General features: G+C 34.4%; 34 protein-coding genes and 2 pseudogenes. 13 read left to right on the forward strand and 23 right to left on the reverse strand.

Going from position 1 to position 18904, the window contains the following annotated elements; all coding sequences use genetic code 11:
- Nucleotides 1–72 precede the first annotated feature (72 nt).
- On the reverse strand, nt 73–261 hold the full coding sequence (locus tag JFT95_RS29800; RefSeq protein WP_242487657.1) for a hypothetical protein: 189 nt from the start codon (nt 259–261) through the stop codon (nt 73–75).
- A gap of 237 nt (nt 262–498) precedes the next feature.
- Nucleotides 499–690, reverse strand: coding sequence for a hypothetical protein (locus JFT95_RS28940; RefSeq protein ID WP_201054043.1), 192 nt, complete (start codon nt 688–690; stop codon nt 499–501).
- Between the two features lie 184 nt (nt 691–874).
- Here JFT95_RS28940 and JFT95_RS28945 point away from each other — a divergent pair, with 184 nt between their 5' ends.
- Genes JFT95_RS28945 through JFT95_RS28955 form a run of 3 tightly spaced genes read left to right on the forward strand, consistent with a single transcriptional unit; the run spans nt 875 to nt 2060 of the window.
- Nucleotides 875–1171: a transposase gene (locus JFT95_RS28945; RefSeq protein WP_002135468.1), complete on the forward strand. Its 297-nt coding sequence runs from the start codon at nt 875–877 to the stop codon at nt 1169–1171.
- Between the two features lie 8 nt (nt 1172–1179).
- Nucleotides 1180–1542: an IS3 family transposase gene (locus tag JFT95_RS28950; RefSeq protein ID WP_201052560.1), complete on the forward strand. Its 363-nt coding sequence runs from the start codon at nt 1180–1182 to the stop codon at nt 1540–1542.
- Nucleotides 1539–2060 (forward strand): IS3 family transposase, encoded by a 522-nt coding sequence (locus JFT95_RS28955; RefSeq protein WP_201052561.1) that lies wholly within the window; start codon nt 1539–1541, stop codon nt 2058–2060. Before JFT95_RS28950 ends, JFT95_RS28955 begins: the two co-directional genes overlap by 4 nt.
- A gap of 294 nt (nt 2061–2354) precedes the next feature.
- Here JFT95_RS28955 and JFT95_RS28960 read toward each other — a convergent pair whose 3' ends face one another.
- From JFT95_RS28960 to JFT95_RS28970, 3 genes are all read right to left on the reverse strand, one after another.
- Nucleotides 2355–2633, reverse strand: coding sequence for a hypothetical protein (locus JFT95_RS28960; RefSeq protein WP_002187120.1), 279 nt, complete (start codon nt 2631–2633; stop codon nt 2355–2357).
- A gap of 734 nt (nt 2634–3367) precedes the next feature.
- Nucleotides 3368–3739, reverse strand: coding sequence for an ArpU family phage packaging/lysis transcriptional regulator (locus JFT95_RS28965; RefSeq protein ID WP_078206787.1), 372 nt, complete (start codon nt 3737–3739; stop codon nt 3368–3370).
- Between the two features lie 139 nt (nt 3740–3878).
- Entirely contained in the window at nt 3879–4508 is a 630-nt protein-coding gene (locus JFT95_RS28970; RefSeq protein ID WP_201054045.1) for a Holliday junction resolvase RecU, read from the reverse strand.
- A 129-nt stretch (nt 4509–4637) separates the two neighbouring features.
- On the opposite strand from JFT95_RS28970, the gene JFT95_RS29805 reads away from it, so the two are divergent.
- Nucleotides 4638–4946 (forward strand): hypothetical protein, encoded by a 309-nt coding sequence (locus tag JFT95_RS29805; RefSeq protein ID WP_242487658.1) that lies wholly within the window; start codon nt 4638–4640, stop codon nt 4944–4946.
- Between the two features lie 97 nt (nt 4947–5043).
- Here the strand turns inward: JFT95_RS29805 and JFT95_RS28975 are convergent, their stop codons facing one another.
- The 3 genes from JFT95_RS28975 to JFT95_RS28985 all read right to left on the reverse strand — a co-directional run bounded on the left by JFT95_RS28975 (nt 5044) and on the right by JFT95_RS28985 (nt 6023).
- Entirely contained in the window at nt 5044–5217 is a 174-nt protein-coding gene (locus tag JFT95_RS28975; RefSeq protein WP_002144262.1) for a hypothetical protein, read from the reverse strand.
- Between the two features lie 271 nt (nt 5218–5488).
- Nucleotides 5489–5686 (reverse strand): hypothetical protein, encoded by a 198-nt coding sequence (locus tag JFT95_RS28980; RefSeq protein WP_201054047.1) that lies wholly within the window; start codon nt 5684–5686, stop codon nt 5489–5491.
- Nucleotides 5687–5711: 25 nt separating this feature from the next.
- Nucleotides 5712–6023 carry a hypothetical protein gene (locus JFT95_RS28985; RefSeq protein ID WP_201054048.1) on the reverse strand — a complete coding sequence of 104 codons (312 nt, stop codon included), beginning with the start codon at nt 6021–6023 and terminating at the stop codon, nt 5712–5714.
- Between the two features lie 560 nt (nt 6024–6583).
- Here JFT95_RS28985 and JFT95_RS28990 point away from each other — a divergent pair.
- Nucleotides 6584–6832, forward strand: coding sequence for a hypothetical protein (locus tag JFT95_RS28990; protein WP_201054049.1), 249 nt, complete (start codon nt 6584–6586; stop codon nt 6830–6832).
- Nucleotides 6833–7237: 405 nt separating this feature from the next.
- Here the strand turns inward: JFT95_RS28990 and JFT95_RS28995 are convergent, their stop codons facing one another.
- The 13 genes and pseudogenes from JFT95_RS28995 to JFT95_RS29810 all read right to left on the reverse strand — a co-directional run bounded on the left by JFT95_RS28995 (nt 7238) and on the right by JFT95_RS29810 (nt 13221).
- Entirely contained in the window at nt 7238–7519 is a 282-nt protein-coding gene (locus JFT95_RS28995; RefSeq protein WP_201054050.1) for a hypothetical protein, read from the reverse strand.
- Nucleotides 7516–7707, reverse strand: coding sequence for a hypothetical protein (locus JFT95_RS29000; RefSeq protein ID WP_201054051.1), 192 nt, complete (start codon nt 7705–7707; stop codon nt 7516–7518). Before JFT95_RS29000 ends, JFT95_RS28995 begins: the two co-directional genes overlap by 4 nt.
- Before the next feature lie 12 nt (nt 7708–7719).
- Nucleotides 7720–8480: pseudogene (locus tag JFT95_RS29005) on the reverse strand (ATP-binding protein).
- The gene (locus JFT95_RS29010) at nt 8464–9573 is read right to left on the reverse strand and encodes a phage replisome organizer N-terminal domain-containing protein (RefSeq protein ID WP_201054052.1); all 1110 of its coding nucleotides are present in this window, start codon (nt 9571–9573) and stop codon (nt 8464–8466) included. Before JFT95_RS29010 ends, JFT95_RS29005 begins: the two are co-directional and overlap by 17 nt.
- On the reverse strand, nt 9574–9795 hold the full coding sequence (locus tag JFT95_RS29015) for a hypothetical protein (RefSeq protein WP_201054054.1): 222 nt from the start codon (nt 9793–9795) through the stop codon (nt 9574–9576).
- Entirely contained in the window at nt 9795–9971 is a 177-nt protein-coding gene (locus tag JFT95_RS29020; RefSeq protein ID WP_201054056.1) for a hypothetical protein, read from the reverse strand. The genes JFT95_RS29015 and JFT95_RS29020 overlap by 1 nt, the downstream gene beginning before the upstream one ends.
- A gap of 15 nt (nt 9972–9986) precedes the next feature.
- Complete coding sequence (locus JFT95_RS29025) at nt 9987–10643, reverse strand: ERF family protein (RefSeq protein ID WP_242487659.1); 657 nt, start codon at nt 10641–10643, stop codon at nt 9987–9989.
- The gene (locus JFT95_RS29030) at nt 10640–11122 is read right to left on the reverse strand and encodes a siphovirus Gp157 family protein (RefSeq protein WP_201054058.1); all 483 of its coding nucleotides are present in this window, start codon (nt 11120–11122) and stop codon (nt 10640–10642) included. Before JFT95_RS29030 ends, JFT95_RS29025 begins: the two co-directional genes overlap by 4 nt.
- Before the next feature lie 14 nt (nt 11123–11136).
- Entirely contained in the window at nt 11137–11286 is a 150-nt protein-coding gene (locus tag JFT95_RS29035) for a hypothetical protein (RefSeq protein WP_000129164.1), read from the reverse strand.
- 413 nt (nt 11287–11699) lie between these two features.
- Nucleotides 11700–11888, reverse strand: a complete 189-nt coding sequence (locus JFT95_RS29040; protein WP_078205591.1) for a hypothetical protein — start codon at nt 11886–11888, stop codon at nt 11700–11702.
- Between the two features lie 150 nt (nt 11889–12038).
- On the reverse strand, nt 12039–12173 hold the full coding sequence (locus tag JFT95_RS29965) for a hypothetical protein (RefSeq protein ID WP_274606800.1): 135 nt from the start codon (nt 12171–12173) through the stop codon (nt 12039–12041).
- A 115-nt stretch (nt 12174–12288) separates the two neighbouring features.
- Nucleotides 12289–13056, reverse strand: a complete 768-nt coding sequence (locus JFT95_RS29045; protein WP_201054060.1) for a BRO family protein — start codon at nt 13054–13056, stop codon at nt 12289–12291.
- 1 nt (nt 13057) lies between these two features.
- Nucleotides 13058–13221, reverse strand: a pseudogene (locus JFT95_RS29810) (XRE family transcriptional regulator).
- 271 nt (nt 13222–13492) lie between these two features.
- Between JFT95_RS29810 and JFT95_RS29050 the strand changes: the two are divergent.
- From JFT95_RS29050 to JFT95_RS29085, 8 genes are all read left to right on the forward strand, one after another.
- The gene (locus tag JFT95_RS29050; protein ID WP_201054062.1) at nt 13493–13918 is read left to right on the forward strand and encodes a helix-turn-helix domain-containing protein; all 426 of its coding nucleotides are present in this window, start codon (nt 13493–13495) and stop codon (nt 13916–13918) included.
- Between the two features lie 15 nt (nt 13919–13933).
- The gene (locus tag JFT95_RS29055) at nt 13934–14356 is read left to right on the forward strand and encodes an ImmA/IrrE family metallo-endopeptidase (RefSeq protein WP_201054070.1); all 423 of its coding nucleotides are present in this window, start codon (nt 13934–13936) and stop codon (nt 14354–14356) included.
- Nucleotides 14334–14576, forward strand: a complete 243-nt coding sequence (locus JFT95_RS29060) for a hypothetical protein (protein WP_201054110.1) — start codon at nt 14334–14336, stop codon at nt 14574–14576. The genes JFT95_RS29055 and JFT95_RS29060 overlap by 23 nt, the downstream gene beginning before the upstream one ends.
- Nucleotides 14577–14710: 134 nt before the next feature.
- Complete coding sequence (locus JFT95_RS29065; RefSeq protein ID WP_201054073.1) at nt 14711–15385, forward strand: DUF4352 domain-containing protein; 675 nt, start codon at nt 14711–14713, stop codon at nt 15383–15385.
- A gap of 20 nt (nt 15386–15405) precedes the next feature.
- Nucleotides 15406–15750, forward strand: coding sequence for a DUF4064 domain-containing protein (locus JFT95_RS29070; protein WP_201054075.1), 345 nt, complete (start codon nt 15406–15408; stop codon nt 15748–15750).
- A gap of 59 nt (nt 15751–15809) precedes the next feature.
- Complete coding sequence (locus tag JFT95_RS29385; RefSeq protein ID WP_207192496.1) at nt 15810–16586, forward strand: coiled-coil domain-containing protein; 777 nt, start codon at nt 15810–15812, stop codon at nt 16584–16586.
- A gap of 222 nt (nt 16587–16808) precedes the next feature.
- A complete protein-coding gene (locus JFT95_RS29080) occupies nt 16809–17327 on the forward strand; it encodes a DUF4352 domain-containing protein (protein ID WP_201054077.1) in 519 nt (172 codons plus the stop codon).
- A gap of 389 nt (nt 17328–17716) precedes the next feature.
- Nucleotides 17717–17833, forward strand: a complete 117-nt coding sequence (locus tag JFT95_RS29085; RefSeq protein WP_002069235.1) for a YjcZ family sporulation protein — start codon at nt 17717–17719, stop codon at nt 17831–17833.
- A 548-nt stretch (nt 17834–18381) separates the two neighbouring features.
- Here the strand turns inward: JFT95_RS29085 and JFT95_RS29090 are convergent.
- Complete coding sequence (locus JFT95_RS29090; RefSeq protein WP_000573587.1) at nt 18382–18582, reverse strand: hypothetical protein; 201 nt, start codon at nt 18580–18582, stop codon at nt 18382–18384.
- A 70-nt stretch (nt 18583–18652) separates the two neighbouring features.
- The gene (locus tag JFT95_RS29095; RefSeq protein WP_201033480.1) at nt 18653–18841 is read right to left on the reverse strand and encodes a hypothetical protein; all 189 of its coding nucleotides are present in this window, start codon (nt 18839–18841) and stop codon (nt 18653–18655) included.
- Between the last annotated feature and the right edge of the window lie 63 nt (nt 18842–18904).

Below are 18904 nucleotides of genomic sequence, written 5' to 3' on the forward strand. Positions count from 1 at the left end.
AATAAGTAGTAATTTAGAAAACCCATAAATAAAAAAAGAGTGCTATAAAGAAGCACACTCATTCAAAGGACTTTACCAATCCTTACGCTTATCACAATCACGATTATGATTACGTCTGCGACGACATTCATCACAATCACAGTCACGATCACGTCTACAACGACGGTCATCACAATCTCTATGTCTGTGTCTGCAAAACATTAAATCATCCCAAAATCTATTACAATCTCTGCAATGTCTGAAATTACAATTACATCCCATAAATATGATTACCTCCTCTTAACTTTAAGATTCATCATATTCTATGCTAAAAAACAAAAACAGCTTGTTTACTAGTCTACTTTCTGCATTTTAAAGTAATAATGTTATGATCTAATTTTTAAGTTTCAAATCTATTTCACCCCTGAGTATCCCTTAACAACAAACAAGACGCCACCCAGATCACGGCAGCGCCTACGATAATTTCTATACACTTAATCAAACTCATTTATTCTCATATTATTTATTTCTTTGCTTCCATACCCCATTCTCTTTATGATAAGTATTCTTGCCATTCATGAAGTCAGCTGTATTACCAGGAATGCTATATTTCTTATTCTTTTTCTTAGCCTTCTTCTTCAGCCTCTTCTCTTCTTGAACAGCTTGCAAGTCCGCCTTCCGTTGTTTCAACAAATCCTTTTCACGTCGCATCGAATTTGTACCCCTTGGATTAAAATGCACATCATATAATTAGATTCTACCTATTTATATAATTATTTAATTCAAATGTCCATTTTGTACAAAATAAAAGAGCACCCCTAATTGATATGATCCCCTTATAGTAGACAGGAAAAAGAAAGCACATTAACCTGTTTACTATGGAGGGGATTTTTTCATGGGAAAAATTAGAGTCACTTACGATGTAGAATTTAAGAAACAAGCTATAGATTTATACTTAAAAGAAGGCATGAGCTATAAAACCATTGCGAAAGAATTAGGTATTCATCACTCGGTTGTAAGTCGTTGGGTGAAACACTTTGAAGCTGAAGGAATCAAAGGACTAGAAGAAAAACGCGGTAAAGCGAAAGGACCAGGTTTAGGTAGACCAAGGGTTAGACCCGAAGATCCTGAAGCTAAGATCAGACGATTAGAAGCGGAAAATGAAATGTTAAAAAAGCTCTTAGGGATGTAAAAGGAGGAATGAAAGTCGTATCCAAAATAAAAAAATTCGAAGTCATCCATGAAATGACAAAAACAGGTTATACAGTGACCATTCTATGCGATATTGCTGGTGTAACCAGAAGTGGATACTACAAATGGCTAAAACGGCATACGACGCCTTCTAAAAAACAATCAGAGGATATCGAAATTAAGAAAAAGATATTGGAGTGTCATAAAAAATTAAGAGGAATTTATGGATATAGAAGAATACAAGTGTGGCTGAAAGCCACATATAACCTTCATTTGAACCATAAGCACATCCAAAGATTGATGAGTGAACTAGGTATCAAAGCCGTAATTAGGAAAAAACGACCTTATTACGGAAAAAAGAAGCTTATGTGATTTCAGAGAACCATCTAAATAGGGAGTTTCAGGCTTCAAAACCGAATGAGAAATGGGTAACCGATATTACCTATTTGATTTTCAATGGACAGCGCTTGTACTTATCCGCTATTAAGGATTTATACAATAATGAAATTGTTGCCTATGAAACCAGTCGTAGAAACGACTTAAAGCTTGTTTTAGATACGCTTAAAAAGGCAAAGAAAAAACGAAATGTGAAGGGAATCCTCTTACATAGTGATCAAGGATCCCAGTATACATCTCGTCAATATAATCAATTACTTAAAAAATATCAGATGAAGGCAAGTATGTCTCGAAGAGGCAACTGTTGGGATAATGCTTGTATGGAAAACTTCTTCAGTCACTTTAAGGCAGAGTGTTTTCATTTATACTCCTTCCGTAAAGCGAATGAGGTCAAACTTGCCGTGCGTAAATATATGCACTTTTATAATCATCAAAGATTTCAAAAGAAATTAAATAACCTGAGTCCATATAAATATAGAACTCAGGTTGCTTAGTTGCGCTTTTTAAATACTGTCTACTTGACAGGGGTCACTGCAAATCGATAGGTGCTCAAATATATGAAGTGGGGCAACCCCATACTCCAATATATGCTTGTCCTTATTAAAAGGTGCAAAATAAAAAGAGTACCCGTCATTAGGTACCCTTCAACAAATAAGTATGGCGCCCCAAGCTTCACCTCATATGATAACTCGTCCCACGAATTCATCATATGCTTGTCTTATTAGAATGTTCACTGGTTTAATGTGTAATTTCTATATAACAAAGAAAAAAGCACCCGTTTCGGATGCTTAATGTATACTAATATTAATATTGAATAGCTCTATTGATAGACTTTCTAGAACAATGAATATACTAGCTGAAGCTGATCTATATCCAATATTATTTCCTGTAACATTAATAGTAATCTCCGCTAAATGGGTTTGCACATCGTCTTTTTCAAAAATTTTATCTTCAACCTTTTCAATTATTGCTACATTATCTACTTCTTTAAAAGTTTTCAGCAATTTTGTTTCTAATAAAGTAAAATCAAAATTTTCATCTTTAACTACATCAAATTTAATCTTCATTTTTCTTTCCCCATTTTTAACCAGTTAATATATTAACATTAGTATAATTATATATACTTTTATTAGATAATTCAAAAGTTATGTTTTACAAAACTCCCCATAGTTCACATATTTAATAGAGAGAAATAAAAAAACAAATGGCAAAAATTCCTCTTCCAAGGTCAAGATAACTCTCAACCTTCTCGTTTATACTCCGTAGAGTCGGCTACTTAATGTCATTTTCTCCAATTTCCTTTACACAACGTTGAAAGGCTTTATATCAAGACGCGTGTATTTCTGCACCTTGTTTGAACCAGCACATTAGACGGAGGTGAAGGTTCCATTGTACTGGCTCAAACAAAGAGCGGAAGCTCCTTGCTCTCGTTTTGGTCATTAATAAGAATCGTGAGTAATTACTAATGAGCCAGATCACGTATACAACTTTGTACCAGAAACGCGCTGTTCATTCAATCAAGAACAACCACCCCATTTCCATTTTCAAGAATCGACATAACAGAGTAATAGACTTATATTCATTATCAACCCAGAGGACGCATTCCGAGCTGAATAGTAAATATAAATAATTTCGGGAAGCTCTTATTCCCTCTAGCCTCCGCGTCACCGAGTAACGTTATTATAATGGGAACGCTATCCCCAAAACGTATTCTTTTTTCAAAGAACTGTTTATAGGAATAGCTTATAATTTTCACGTTTTTATTTAGTCCCCCAAAAAGTTCGCGTTTTGTTCGCGCTTTTTAGATTATTCCCAGCGCTGTAGCAATCAATTTAACGGCACTCTGCTTCTTCTCATAGAAGTAAGTTTTCTTGAGTAATAGATCGTGGTAAACATCTGAATCCTTTACTCTCTCATTTGTCAGGAACTTCCGCTCTACGATATTGCGCTCATCCTCATCTAGTAAATTATTAAGCGCCTTCTCAACCTGCTGCACCTTCCATTTACTCGTATTCCTTGAATCACGTAATTCAGGAAATAAACTGATTCCTTCTTGCTCCACGTCATTACTGAATCGCATCTTGAGTGCTCTGTATTCCTTTAATACACTTACTACTTCCTTTTGTACTTTTTTATCATCTATATCTGGTAATAAAGTTAATTGTCTCTCCATGAAGGAATCCCCCTATTTCTAATTTTGGTTTTTACATTTACATCAGGTACGTGAAATTTTACTATCTAACTACTGAATAAGGGAACATCGCGCATTAACATAGTCCCCACCACACTATTGCACGTTGTTCCGCTATCCATTAAGCCTTTAGCAATTTACGTTTCTTGTTAGCCATCTTCTCTTTTGCTACTTCAATGTTATTCGTTACCTTTTTATGGCCCTGATCAAATTGAATCATGCCATCTATTACCGGTGTAAATCCTTGCTCATCGATGTATTGTAAATAATCAATCGGCGCTCGTTCCGTCTGATCTACTAAGTACCCATAAATATCAAAGTCTGCTCTTTGTATAGACTTCTTGCCCTTCGGTTGATGAGACATCCTTACATAAGATTGAATGACTGATAGTGGTACAACGAATACTGACTTGTCCTTGCTAAACTCAATAAGGAAGAAACAAATCGCTCCCATCTTCTCTGCTTTCTCCAGGTAATCCAATTGGTGCTGCGCAATGTTCTTTAAATCAAATCGTGTAGCATTCTCTGTAGACTTCGCTTCAAACGCTATAGCTCGTCCCTTATAAACGCCATCATAGTCTACTGTACTTTTAGCTTCATAGAATCCGTTTAGCACACGGCCACCTTTACTCTTTAACACCTTCACAGGAGTCGGACGCTTGTTTATAAGCGCCACTCCACCTCTTTGATACATTTCATTCGCTAGATTGATAAGCATTTCAAATGCCATTCCACGGTTTCCTAGTCCCATTGTTATTCCTCGCTTTCTATTCAAAGGATTATTTTGTTTAAAAATTCATTTCAATTTATAACCGCTATCTTTTTCTTTTATTTTCCATTAAGATTAAATGGAAATATTTTAATAACATAGGAGAAAGCTATGAAACATAACATCAATCTATGGTCCTTTATTTTTTCTTTTATTTGCATTGGTTTATTCCTCTTATATCTTGAGATAGGTTCGATAGCCTCATCTGAAACAAAGATGTTTATTATGAATTCACTACCTATCCACCCTTTATCTTTTTTACTAGTTTTAACAATGATCATCTTTTTTGTTGGTATCAAAGGATTCTCTAAAGTAGATAATTGGATAGCAATGCTTAGAAGCATAGTAACAGTTCTACTAACACTGTCATTATCTGTGTTTTTAACACTAATTTTGATTGTGGGCTATGCATTAAGTTAAATGTATTTCTTCGAGAATAAAACTCAATATTCCGTCAATACTGTAGACACATGGTTATCCTTTCTCTGTTTTCCAGTACCCGAGCAGTTAGCTTTTGCTAGCTGCTCTTATTCTGTAAGTACATCTCATCTATAATTACATCTTTTTCAATTAGTTCTTCATCCTCCACAAGACCATTACGAACTTTATCAATTGCTTTATCTAGATCAGGTGCTTCCACAAACGCTTCATAAGATTTAGTTTCAGTAAACTCAACGCGATATCTTTTCAAATCCATTCCTCCTGAATAAAATTTAATAATTCGCAAATGCTATACATAGGCGATAAGCCAGAACTCATTTAACCGTCCCTGTAGTTCTTCTCTTCTCTGTATTAAGCAGTTAGCTTTTGCTAGCTGCTCTTATTTTCTGTAATTGGTTACATTTACCTTATGTTTTTAACGTAATATTACGTTACAATATAAAAGAATAAAATATATTGAGCTGTTATACCATTACCCTAGGAAACTAGGGTTTTTATTTCTACCAAATGAAATTTTTATACTAATTACTTTCATCTCTCATAACCCAATTCAACTTCATAAGTACGTGATCCAGGATACCTATTTGATTATTAACACCATCGCGATATTCCTCACTATGGATTCTCGAAAAGCCATTTTGGATCCGTTTTAAACCTGATTTTCTACGTTCTAAATCTGTAATAAGCTGTTTAACTTCTTCAGATTTCAAACTGCACATCCTTTTCCACCAAATAGCGTTTTTGTTACAAATTATAATCTTGTGCTACCTGGTTTAAGAATTTTCTTACTGTACTCTTCTCTCTTTCTTTTGGATTAATTACAAGCTCATTCACCTTAAATCCCAACAATTCAGCACCTTCTATATTCCCTCTAAGCAAGTTGTGTAAATTATGGCTATAATACTCATCCGTTACCTCAATCACTAATTCAAGTTTATGACCAGCAGGAAATGTAAGCATTTTTGTAGCTGCTCTATATGTTTCATCTTCTTCCATTCGTTTATTGTGCCGACGTAGTTTTTCTTCAAACTCTTCAGTTTTACTGATCTTTATCATTCCGTCTCACCTTTCTCTAAAATAACGATTTTGTTCACTTTTATAGCTTACTATTCCTCATAGTTGTGTTTTTCTTCTAGGACTTTTATAAAGTTAAAGTGTCCATCGAGATAACAATCATTGATATAACCCCAAAAATATATTTCATTAACTTCGCTTAAAGTAAAATTTTCATTTTTTCATTCAACCAAGTTCATAACATATTCTTTTCCTCCGATAAAATAATGATTAGGTGCCCCACGCGCATTTTATCCACTGGAAATAATACCTTTCACGCACTTAACTATTAGAAACTTCATTTCTGCTTCTTCTGCAATAGCAATTTTGTTCACTTTTTCGATACATTTATGAAACATTCATATGTTATCTTCAGTACGTTCTATTCTTTTTATAAAACCGTGTGAGATATACCAAAACAAGAAGCCCTAGAGCCCTAACTCTAGGGCTTCTTCATTTAAAATAAGGGTTTTGTTTGACTCTAGTTCTTACATAAGACTGACTAGACACTAACATTTTTATGTAGTACAATTCCTATCAGAAAAATGTTAGGAGATTTATTTATGACTTTTGAAGATAATCGTAAATTAGGAATTCAACAAGGACGTATAGTAATAACAGATCAATCACAATATCTTGTTGTTAAAAAGAATGAAAATTATTCTTTATTAAACATCGCAACTGCGGAATGCATAAACTTTGAAGTTTCACTTGAACATCTTGAAGAAATGGTCCAAGTAGATTTAAAAGAAAAAATTCAAGATATCATTCCACCAGAGAATATTAAAATAGTAGCTCAAAACAGAATATAAAATGTATTTTCTAAGGGCACTTTCGATAGTGCTCTTTTTTCATGAACAGTTTCAAATACAACATTTTTTGATGCCCCCTTATCTTTCCGTAAGAGGTCTTTTTTTTATAGCTATTTTGTTTAAATTTACCTTAATTCGCATCTAGTTTTCTTAACATTCAAATTAATAACTGTATAATATAATTAAACTATTTGTATGAGAGGTGATTTTTATGAAATGGAAACAAAAATACAATCCAAAGTATCTCTTTTACCGCATGTATAGTTATATTTATAAAGCTCTTGATGATATATCATGGTCCTTAAAATAATTTAGATTGGTATGAGTACACATTTACTGTGTGCTCTTTCCACAGTTCCAAGAACGATCCTTAACCTTGTGTTACGCGTCATAACGCTATGCCTCCTAATCCAAATCCATGATCTCCGCTAACGTCCTTGTACTTATCACCGTTTTTATACTTTGGATTCTTCCATGCTTTGCTATGGCATCGCTCTTTGCATCTTCTTCGCTTTTTGTTTCAAACCAATCTATTTTTTGCTTCTCATCTTGATCGTAAAAATGAACTTCAAATGTAGGTGTTATAGCGTTATGGCTATTACTACGCAGAAATTGTTCGGAAGTACTGGTTGCTGTATAGTCAAAGCTTCCTATAACATCCTCAAAAGAGAGTTGACCGCTTCTCATGCCACAACGCCTGATTTCTCTTCCTGCTGTATTCGATGCATTTCCTTCAATCTCGTCATAACGGCATGACGTCTTCTATCCACTTCTTCAGGTGTCCAATTCCCCGCTTCGCAAATACACGACCCAATTTGATACATACCCATTCCAATATCGTTTCTAATTACTCCAGTTCCTTCACATGCACACATTGTTATTCCCCCTTAGAATGGTAATGCTTTTCTTCTGTAATCCTTTGTATCTTTGAAAACAATCGCTCTAAAGTTATTGAAAATACGTGATACAATCCGTTCGTCATATGCACCCTCTAAACGCTCGCCTGTAAGGTTTGTAGTGAATATAGTAGATATTTACCTTGGCGACCATCGAAAACATCGAATAGCACCCTATTAATGAAGTTTGTTGCTTTTGTATTCGCATCTAATGCTCCTAACTCCGCTCCTAGATCATCAACTATTAACACATCCGCTCGTACTAATGTCCGAATGATTGAATCCTCAGTTAAGGATGAATCTTTACTGAACGTACTTTTAATCTTTCGTAGCAATTCACCGACTGTAACGAAGACAACTGATATTCCAGCTCCTGCGAGTTGATCTGCGATTGCATAAGCAAGATGTGTTTTACCTGCTCCGCAATTACCGGCCATAATCGTGTTAAACACCTTTTCATTGAGATAATCCGTTGCGAGTACCTTTGCAAGTTCAAGGTTCTTCGCTCCTTCCTCGCTAGTAGGTTGGTAGTTTTCAAAGTTAGCTTTCTTAATGTTGCTATCGGCAATCATGCTTTGTTGATGGAACAAGAACTTCTTCTCATTCGCTTTATCTGCATCGTATTTCGCTTGCTCTTGTTCCTGGAGTTTCTTACTTTCGTTTTCAAGGAAGCATCGAGGGCATACAACTTGTCCACCGAACTTCATCTTATTCATGCCATGCGTATCACAAACATCAGAATCCATAGTCATATTCACCTTTTTGGCTATATCGATTGGTATTGCTGCCGCCGCTCTCTGCATTGTTCTTCGCTCCTTTTTTAGAATTCATTTGGATTGTTAATTGATCGAACTTTTCACGTAGCTTTTTAGGAGATAAGATGTTTCCTTGCCAGAATGGATCTACTTGGCACCAATCAATAACATCTTTAATCTCTTGTGGTTCACGGTTATCCTTTTCACGCATTAATCTAAAGTCATTAGCCCAAGTATCGAAGTTAGGTTCCTTTTGTTTAGGGTTGTTATCCTTAATTTTTTCAAATAAATACTTAGCCCCGTTGGTGTCGCAAGTTTCAAACTTGTGACGAGAAGATTTTTCTTTCTTCTTTATATCTTTATCTATATCTAATTCTTTATCTTCTTCTATATCTGTTGCGTGACTACCGTGACCTGTCACAGGACGTAAAAATTTTCCATCTTGATAGTCAACTAAACTCATGATTTTCTTGTTATTTAAAACCGACTTCAGATCCAACACCGGAGTTCCTAACAGTAAACATTCATTAAGGAAGACTTCTAAAGGACGATTTGTTTTCGTTTCATTACATCGTTTGCAACACGCTACGCAATTTTCTTGAGTATCCAATCCACCATGAGATTTAGGAATCAAATGGTCTAGTGTGTTTGCTGTATTTCCGCAATAGGCACATGTACCCATGTCATCCCCTAATAGAAACTGTTTTTCTTTCTCTCTTTGTTTTTGCTTACGTAATCTGTTTTGTTCACGGATTTTATCTAATCCATCAACGTTTTGATGTTTCTCCCAATTTGAAATGCATATATACTGGTCATCTGTTACATCAATCATTCCGAACTGCTTAAATGTTTGTAGCGCAAGTCTCACAGTTGCTATTGGTCTATTAAAAAGTGTTGAAAGCATTTCTTCTGTGAAAGGAATGTTTTCACTCAAGAAGATGTAACCATTGGCATTTGTTCTGCCCGCTTGAGACAACAATTTAATCCAAATGATTAGTAGTGTATCTGCATCTGGTAAGCTTTCAATCAATCGAATCTTTTCATCTTCAAACATGCTAGTAGAGAGTTTTATCCATTTAACATCTGCCATTTAGTTCACCTTCTTCATCCAACATTCATAAGAGACGTATTCTTCCATTCCATTGAATTTATAGCCGCCTTTGATGTTTTTGTTTTCGTTATATACATAATCTTTTGTTGTCTTATAAACTGGTCTGATTTGAGTAACATAATCAAACCCACGTTTTTCTAACTCACGTACCGCTTTTATTATTTCTGCCTTTGAACCTCGTTTAACTCGAATTGGAATCATCACACACTCTCCCTCTCGCATATCGCGATACCATCTTTAACACTCAATATTTTGTATCCTGGATAGCGATCAGGAGTGATGTACTCAATCGCCTTTATCTTCACTTCTTGTTCATTCTTTGCGCCCTTATTTACCCATGAAGGAAGGACGACTTTAGATTGATTTTTATCTAACATGGTTTCATCTCCTTATTAAGCTGATTGTTGATTTGCTTGGAACATCATATTTATAGCTGTTTTTATCCGATCGTCTGCCTTATCGTTTTTCACTAGCCATTCAAGGTAGCCTTTGTTCTCTTTAAATATTGTTCTTAATGTTTTCCCTTCATGTTTTCCGAATGTAAGAACGATTTCTGCACCTTCTGTAGCATTGGTTGGTAAAGGCAACTCGTCTTTCTTTTGATTATTTGAAGCTTGTCCACTGTTACTTTTCGGTTTAGGTTTTCCATCTTTTCCGTAAGTAGCACCGTTTCCATCATCATCCTCGCCTGTGTTCAAACTCAGGAATGCTGCTAATGAATAGCGACGAGCGTATGTGATACAACTTCCTACTGCTTGCGGATCATTCTTTACTGGCTTCATTGTTAATGCATCACTTTCCAGCCATTCGCCACTCTCATGTAGGAGAAGTGTTTTTAACGTAACGTTCTGGCCGTCTCCGCTCGGTATTTGCATGATGCTTAATCCATGTTTAGAAAGGATTGGTCTAATTTCATCTATAATCGTGTCTAAAGTTGCATAATTATTTTTAAAGAAAGGGTTGTCAGCATCTTTTGCTATTTTTGTAACCTCTGAATTGAATTTCACCAACGCTTTAGCTAATTCAGTAATCGTTTCGCTTCTATTCATCGGATTCTCACGCCTTCACTCTGACGTAATGTAATTCCATCCCACTGCATTCCATCTTTAACCGCTGCAAGCAATGATTTCTTATCAACCTTTGCTGGTTGTGGGACCATGTATTCCGGAGGAACTACTGCATCTTCTGCAATATCTAAGCTGGCTGGATTCTTTTGGATTCCTACTGTTACTATCGTTCCTTTGATGCGTTTTACTTCTAATAAAGTCATTTGTTGATATAAGTAATCTTTTAAGCTCTTACAGTTGTTTTCTACCGCTCTCCTACGTTCTGATAAACGCTTTTCTTCCAACTTGATAGCTTCTGTATCTGCTTCAAGGTTGCGAATCAGCAGAGCGATGTTTTGCGCTTTATCTTGAATACTTTCTTCAATTGCTTGTAATGTATCTTGCAATGCTGATGGATCTACACCATCCTCAATCATCATTTGTAGTTCGTTATAGTTATTTGTTAATTCATAAAGTCTCATAGTATATTTCCCTCCTAAAATGGCATTCTTCCATACGCTTGACCTGTTAAAACTGTAATTACATAATCGATATCTAGCTTTTTAAGATTGTCCTGTTCTTGTTCAGACATCTTTTTTAGTTCTTCAACCGCATGAGCCACTTGTTTAGGTAAAAAGTCTGTCATATTCTAACTCCTCCTTGTTTTTAGGAGAAAAGATTTGGTATAATGTAAGTAGAATATTTACATTTCTTTTCTCCAAACCGTCCTATTGGTGAGGGCGTTTTTTTATTTTCTCAATATCAATTAACGAATGATTCTGTTAATATTTAATTACCGATATGTGTAACAACCTGCCTGTACTTCTGTACGGGCTTTTTATGATGCTTTCACGCATCGGAATATCCAGGAACCCATTTGCTAGGTGGGGAATACCGTTAGATTCCTAAATATTCCGACAAGCAAAGGCTTGTCCATTGTCCATAATTCCGTAACACATATACATGAGTTCCTGTGTTAGACTAAGGTCATTCGAAGAAGTCATTCGTTATATAAAATCAACAATTCTTAATACCCCATCCCCTGCCCTAGCTCCCCTGCTAGGGCTTTTTGTTTTCTCTCGACTCTTTTTGGATTTCTAAAAGAGCATGGAACGTATTTCTTTTAATCGTTTCCAACAATCGAAAAGCTTCGTGAGCTGTATAACCTTCTTCTTCAACTAATCTTGTAAGACCGGTGATTATTAGCTGTTGGCCGAAACTATCTAGATTTAATTCGTCTTTACTCATTTTTCACTCCCCTTTGTTCATAATTTCTTAACATTTATATATAAAGTTCTTATAAATTACGTGTTACACTTTGTACATTCCAAGAAGTCCTTATAGAATCGACAACTCAATACTCTTAGTACTGCCCTGCATCCCCTGTAGGGTTTCTTCTTATTTAGCTAGAGTGATATACTTGTATGTTTCCTCAACCTTATCTGCGCTGTTATGTACTTCTCTAGCTCTTAAATCCTTTATGATCCACAATATTTTCTTTCGTTCGTATTCATTACGCTGTTGTTTATCCATCACTTTTCATCCTTCATAATCCTTTTTTCTATGCGTTCCATCAAATAAATAAATCCTGCAAGTCCGATAACTACAACTAGCACCATGAAATGTGAGAACGCGCTCTCTTCCATCTCTACATCGCCTCCTGTTCCTGTTCTTTCTTCAGTCGGTCTATGATGTAAGCTTGTCCTTTTGGTGTTACGTATGTTGTTGTCCATGTGAATGGTTCTCCACTTGGTTTCTGTTTAACGCCTTGTGCGATTTCGAAATATTCTTTTTCAACTGCTGACTGAGTTGGTTCAGTAGATCGTTTGAACATTAACTCCCATTCTCGAAGTTTCGCGAATAACTGACGTTGTCCAATTTTGATATTGTGCTTCGCTGCTAACTTAGCAACTTCACTCACTTTTAGTGATTTATCTGACTGCATACACGCTTCTGCGAATGTTACTAATGGTTGTTGATGCACGATTTGTTGTTGCGCTGCTGCAAGCTTTTCCTTCTCTTCTTTTAATTTAGTGAGAAGACCGATTGCGAAGTCTGGATTGGTTACTGCTTGTTCCAGAACCTGATCTATCATGTATGCTCCGTGTTTTCTAATAGAAGGAAGCACTTCACTTGTTACCCACTTTTTAAATGCTTTTGCTTGTGGTTTGCGGCTTGTCATGATTAGTGAGTAAAGACCACTTTCGTTTATCCCCCATGTATCTTGACTTCCGCCAGGGGTGTGAATATTAATCACAGCCTTTTCATCTTCATCTAACTTCTTTAGTGCGACTGAAGATTGTTTTATCTCCAACACTTCACAAACATCTTTTGCAACAAATAACACTTCTTCACCTTGCTTCACTGTTCGAACCTGGCCGAACTCTTCATTGTTAAAAACTTGTAATTGATTCATTTTATGAAACCTCCTTCATATCTAAGATTTTTATGATTTTTCCCTTAATCTTCTTTCCGTTCCGTTTATTTCGGAGAATATCCGATAAATACGGTCCGGATATTCCAAGCAAAAAGAGTTAGCAAATAGCTTTGCTCGCACTTTCATACCGAATTCATTTACCATTATGTACACCTCTTTTTAGAAAATTAGCTAATTATTAAGCTTTTCATTGACCGAAAATATCCAATACGATATTATTTACTCATAGCTAAATAAACCTACATATATAGCCTTTAAACGTTGGGGAACGTGGTGTTTGGCTTTTATTTAGTAGCGTTTTAACAGCTAAATAAGTAGCTTATGAAAACAGTATAATATCATATTGGATATTATCCAAATCGAAATATCCAATATGATATTTTGAGTCCTGTTCATTTGCGCAAGGATGGTTGATATGACTATTGTTGATAGAATAAAAAAGTTATGTAAAGAACACAAAATAACTATCGCTGAATTAGAAAGAAGAATTCAGCTATCTAATGGTCAGATTAGAAAATGGGATAATCAAACACCAGGCGTGGATAAAATCCAAAAAATAGCTGATTACTTCGACATTTCTATAGATTTTTTATTAGGAAGAACTGAAAAGAAATATTGGGTACTTAATGAAAAAGACGAAAAAGATATACAAAAGAAATTAGAAGAAATAATAGAGGACATGAGTAAAGCTGATGCACTTTCATTCTCTAAAGGTTCTGAACCAATGTCTGAAGAAACAAAACAACTCCTTCTAATATCTTTGGAAAATTCACTTAGACTAGGAAAAGAAATGGCGAAAAAGAAATTCACACCTAAAAAATATCGTAACGAAGAAGAATGATCGGAGTGGGTCTACTTGATTAGAAAAAAGCAAATAAACAAAACAATAGGCGAACTAATAAAACATCATGCAACAAGAGATCCATTTCTGATAGCAAAAGAAAAAGGTATTGTTATTATTCAAGAAGAGTTGGGGAATATATTCGGTTATTACAACAAAGTATGCCGAATCCCCTTCATTCATATTAACTGTAACTTGTCTTATTCAGAACAATTATTTACTTGTGGTCACGAATTAGGCCATGCTATCTTTCATAAAAATGAAAATACCCCAAAACTATCAGTGGAAACGCTTTGCTCCGAGGTAACTATAGAAGCAGAAGCGAATTACTTTGCTACTAAACTAGCTATAGATGGTAGTCACGATGAATATATTCAAACGAAATACGAGTTATTACAGTATTACGGACTACCTTATGAAATGGAAAGGTTTCTATAACCAAATTTTTTTACCCTTAAATCGAACGTATATTCTCAAAAAAAGGAATGATATCATAATTATCAATTTAGATGAATATAGAAAAATAAAACAAAACAATACTGCAAATGCAATTCAAATGACTAAAATCCCTGTTTTTGATCGTATTTTTGTTGAAAATGACAAATTAGTTGGAGAGATCAAAGGAGGCAAGGAAAAGGTAGTTATTGAAGAATTTTAAAAAACAACTCATTAAAATATCTTTTTATTTGTATATTCGACAAAATACGACAAACTAGTTGTAACTGTTTCTGTTATGATAATTTCGGAAATCTTACATATTGACCAAAAACTATAAAAAAAGGCGGATCGAATATGGAAACACTAGCAGTACTGATTTTTCTAGCTTCAATTGTTCTGTTTGTATTATTTATTATTGCTATTTTCAAAAAAAAACCTAAGGCCAAGCTAATTATTAGTTCTATTGTATGCCTTGTGTTAGCAATGATCTTAATACCATCAGAAGATAAAGAAGAAAAACCTAAGGCTAAAGAAACAACTCAACAAGCTTCTACAGAGGCGAAAGAAGAGCCTAAAAAAGAAGAAGTGAAAAAAGAACAGCCTAAAAAGAAAGAGGAACCTAAAAAGGAACTTTCTAAAGAAGGGGAGTCTTCTAAAGTTAAAATCGCTGTAGGTTCTGTTGAATCAATAGATTCTGTTGGTGGCGAATATTTAAAAGAAAAAGCTCAAGGTGTGTTTAAGGTAGTTGAAATTTCTATTACAAACAATCAAAAGGATGCTATTACTGTTGATGCGAATAGTTTCAAATTAATGGACAACCAAGACCGCGAATTTACATATTCTACACAAGCTCAGACAGCTTATGATATTGGAAATGGTGGTAAATCTGATTTCTTCTTAAAACAACTTAACCCTGGTTTATCTCAAACAGGTAAAATCATATTTGACGTTCCTGCTGACGCACAAGGTTTAGTATTAAAAGCTCGTGGCGGTATGACGGGTAAAGAAATTAAATTAAAAGTAGAATAAATTTTAAAGGAGAAATTAGAATGAAAAGAACAACTGAATTTGTATTAGGACTTATTGGTGGTATTTTTGGTATTATTAGTGCTTTTATCGCTTTAATGATCGGCGGTATGGGAGCAGCGTTTGAAGCGGAAGGCGCAGACAGCATCATCGGTTTAGGATGGGGAGCTGTCGGTCTATCAATCTTAGGAATTGTTGGCTGCGTAGTAGTTAAAAAGAATGCTAAAGTTGGCGGTATCATGATGACAGTCGCTGCTATTGGCGGATTCATCTGTATTTCTATCGTTTACTTATTACCAGGAGTATTATTATTAATCGGTGGATTAATGGGAATCTTACGCAAAGATAAAGCTGCTGTATCTGCTTAAAATAGGCACTCGAAAGAGTGCTTTTATTTATGAATTTATACACAAAAGGAGATTGAACAGTGAAACTGACTTTATTTACAATATCTAACGAACAAATCAAAGAACAATTCACAAAAGTTAACGAACAATTGAGCAAGTTGCACACGAAGGTTGAATCTTTGGAGACTGTAAAAGATGTTCAAGATAAAATAATCGCAACGAAAGATAGCCAAATAGCTTTTTTAAACGGGCAAATAGCAAACATTTCTACATGGGTTTCTATAGCAGCTGCAGTTGCTGGACTTATCGCATCTTTTGCCTTCGGTTATGTAACATATTTAAATAAAAAAGCTAATAAAACTATCGAAGAAGGAAAAGAAAAAGATAGAATCGCAGAAGATAAAATTAAACAAGCTGAAGTGTTGATTGAAAAATCTCAGTCTACAGCGGCTATGGCACAAACAAAAATTGATGAACTTAAAGATAAACAAGAAGAACTAACTGACTTATTAACCTCAACAATAATCAATCAACAAGTCGATCTACTATTTAAAAACATCAAATTTAAAATAGAATATATGGACGAATCTACAGAATACGTATTAAATAAAGCAAAACATCATGGATTTAAAATTTCTGATGATGATTTAAAAACTTTCGAGCATTTAATAAATGGATACACTGATGCACAAAGGAACTACACCAACTTTTCAATGGAATTTAATAGTGACATTATACATGGAGATGAAATATTTACTCATGAAAGGGGAAAAATTGAAGACTTAGATAAACATTGTGATAAACTAGTCGACGATTATATGAAATTCATTGAAGAATTTAAACGTAGTTATCTATAATAAAATATAGATTTGAATTTTAAGTCGGAGGAAGGCACCTTAGGGTGTTTTTTCTTATGAATAAGAGATACGTGAGAAAAATAAGTCATAGGAAAGAAATACAGTCTGAAACTTCTAAACTATCTTTTTATTTCCTTTCGACATAATATGACAATATGAAGATATTTAATTTGTTATTATTAACGTGGCAATCTTACATTTTACATAATTGGAGGAACAAACGTGGGAAAAATATTTAAGTTTGGATGCCTAGGCATTATAGCTTTATTTGTAATCGGAATAATTGCTATGGTTGCTGGTGGCGGAGATTCAACTGAAAAAACTTCAACAGACACTAAAGCGGTATCAAAAGAAGGTGTATCTTCTGATGTAAAAATCGCTGTAGGATCTATGGAAACAGTAGATTCTGTGGGTAATGAATACTCAAAAGAACAAGCACAAGGTGTCTTTAAGATTTTAGAAGTTACACTTACTAATAATCAAAAAGACGCTATCACTGTTGATACTAACAGCTTTAAATTGGTAGATAACAAAGGTCGTGAATTCACATCTTCAGTACAAGGTCAAACATCTTTTGACTTAGCTAACGGTGGAAAAACTGACTTCTTCTTAAAACAATTAAATCCTGGTCTAACACAGACAGGTAAAATTGTATTTGATATACCAAAAGATGCTGCAGGACTTTTCTTAAAAGCTAGTGGCGGTATGACAGGTAAAGAAATTAAATTAAAAGTAGAATAGTTGAAGGCACTCGAAAGAGTGCTTTTATTTTTTCTCAATGACCAATATTAATTAACGTGGTAAAATAATATATGGATTGGCGTCCAATACATATTATTAAAATTAAAGTGGTTCAAGTCGGAGGAAGGCACCTTAGGGTGTCTTTTCTTTTATGTAATAATGCATAGAATATTAAATTTAATAGATATTATGATATACTCTCAAGGTGTGATACCTAATTTCTTAAAATTGGAAAACTAAACCTTATCTACCCAATTGTGGGGGACGCCTTATGGCGTCTTTTTTTTTAGGACCTGCTCAATTCAGGCGTAAAAACATAAGGTAAAGTGAACCCGTTAAAATACATGAGTGACCTTAATTTTCCCCTCCTACTCAAAGGAGAGATTAAAATGGGATTTGGTGGTAGTTGCGGTAGTTGTGGCGGCGGCGGCTTTGCTGGAGGCTTTGCTTTATTAGTTGTATTATTTATTTTATTAATCATCGTTGGAGCTTCTTGCTTCTGCTAAAAAAACTATCGGAAAAGACACTCTTATATGAGTGTCTTTTCTTTATGCGTTAAAAAGCCCACCTATTTCCGTAGGTGGGCCTTATCTTTATTACACAATACCAAAGTATACTCTCTTTTTCTCATAAACTTTATGTAATTATACATATTTGTAAAAATTACACCAAATAAATATTACATGTAGTAAAATATAAATTGTGGATACATTCTATAAAGCAGATTCTTTTGAAAGACTTAACATATTGATCTCAAATCTCTTGATATTTTGTGAACTAACAATCTGGTGTATATAAACGATTCTGTTTTATAGGATGTGTTTACACGTATAACAAAGGGGTAATACGTGTATATTTATATAAAATTAAAGTGGTTCAAGTCGGAGTAAGGCACCTTAAGGTGTCTTTTCTTTTGTACATAAAAAAACTCACCATCCAACAGAAATGGCGAGATCCTTATATATTATTTAATATCTTGTTTTCTCTAATGCTTTTCTTCTTAATTAACCAATAACTGCATTATACGTTATATAAGCTAAAATATCTGAAAGGTTTACTCTGATAAAATCCAAATGACTACAAATATTCCTGTCACTGCCGCACCTCCAAAAAATCCTACCAATATTTTTCCATGAGTACCATTAACAATTTCTTTTAATTCTGCTTTTGCTTTTTTCTTGTCTTCTCCTGTTGAAAAGAGATAACTAATAAAATATACGACTACTAAAAATAGTGACGCGATTACCTCTATCATGACTTATGTACCTCCCTAATATATGTGAACCATTAATTTCCTTATATGTTTTAAGCTAAGATATCTGAAATCATACTGATAATAAATATATCCCCCCGATTAAAAGTGCCGCAGCAACGATTAATATTATTACTCCATCCGGACTATTAACAATTTCTTTTATATGATTTTTTGCTATTTGCTTAGTTTCTCCACTTGAAAAGAGATAAACAATAGAATGGAAAATTAGTAAGAAAAATGCCGTAATTACATCTAACATGGCTTATGTGCCTCCCTAATATATGTGCGTTATTAATTAACCAATAATTACCTTATAAATTAT

The organism is Bacillus sp. TH17 (assembly GCF_016651125.1).
GTDB lineage: Bacteria > Bacillota > Bacilli > Bacillales > Bacillaceae_G > Bacillus_A > Bacillus_A mycoides.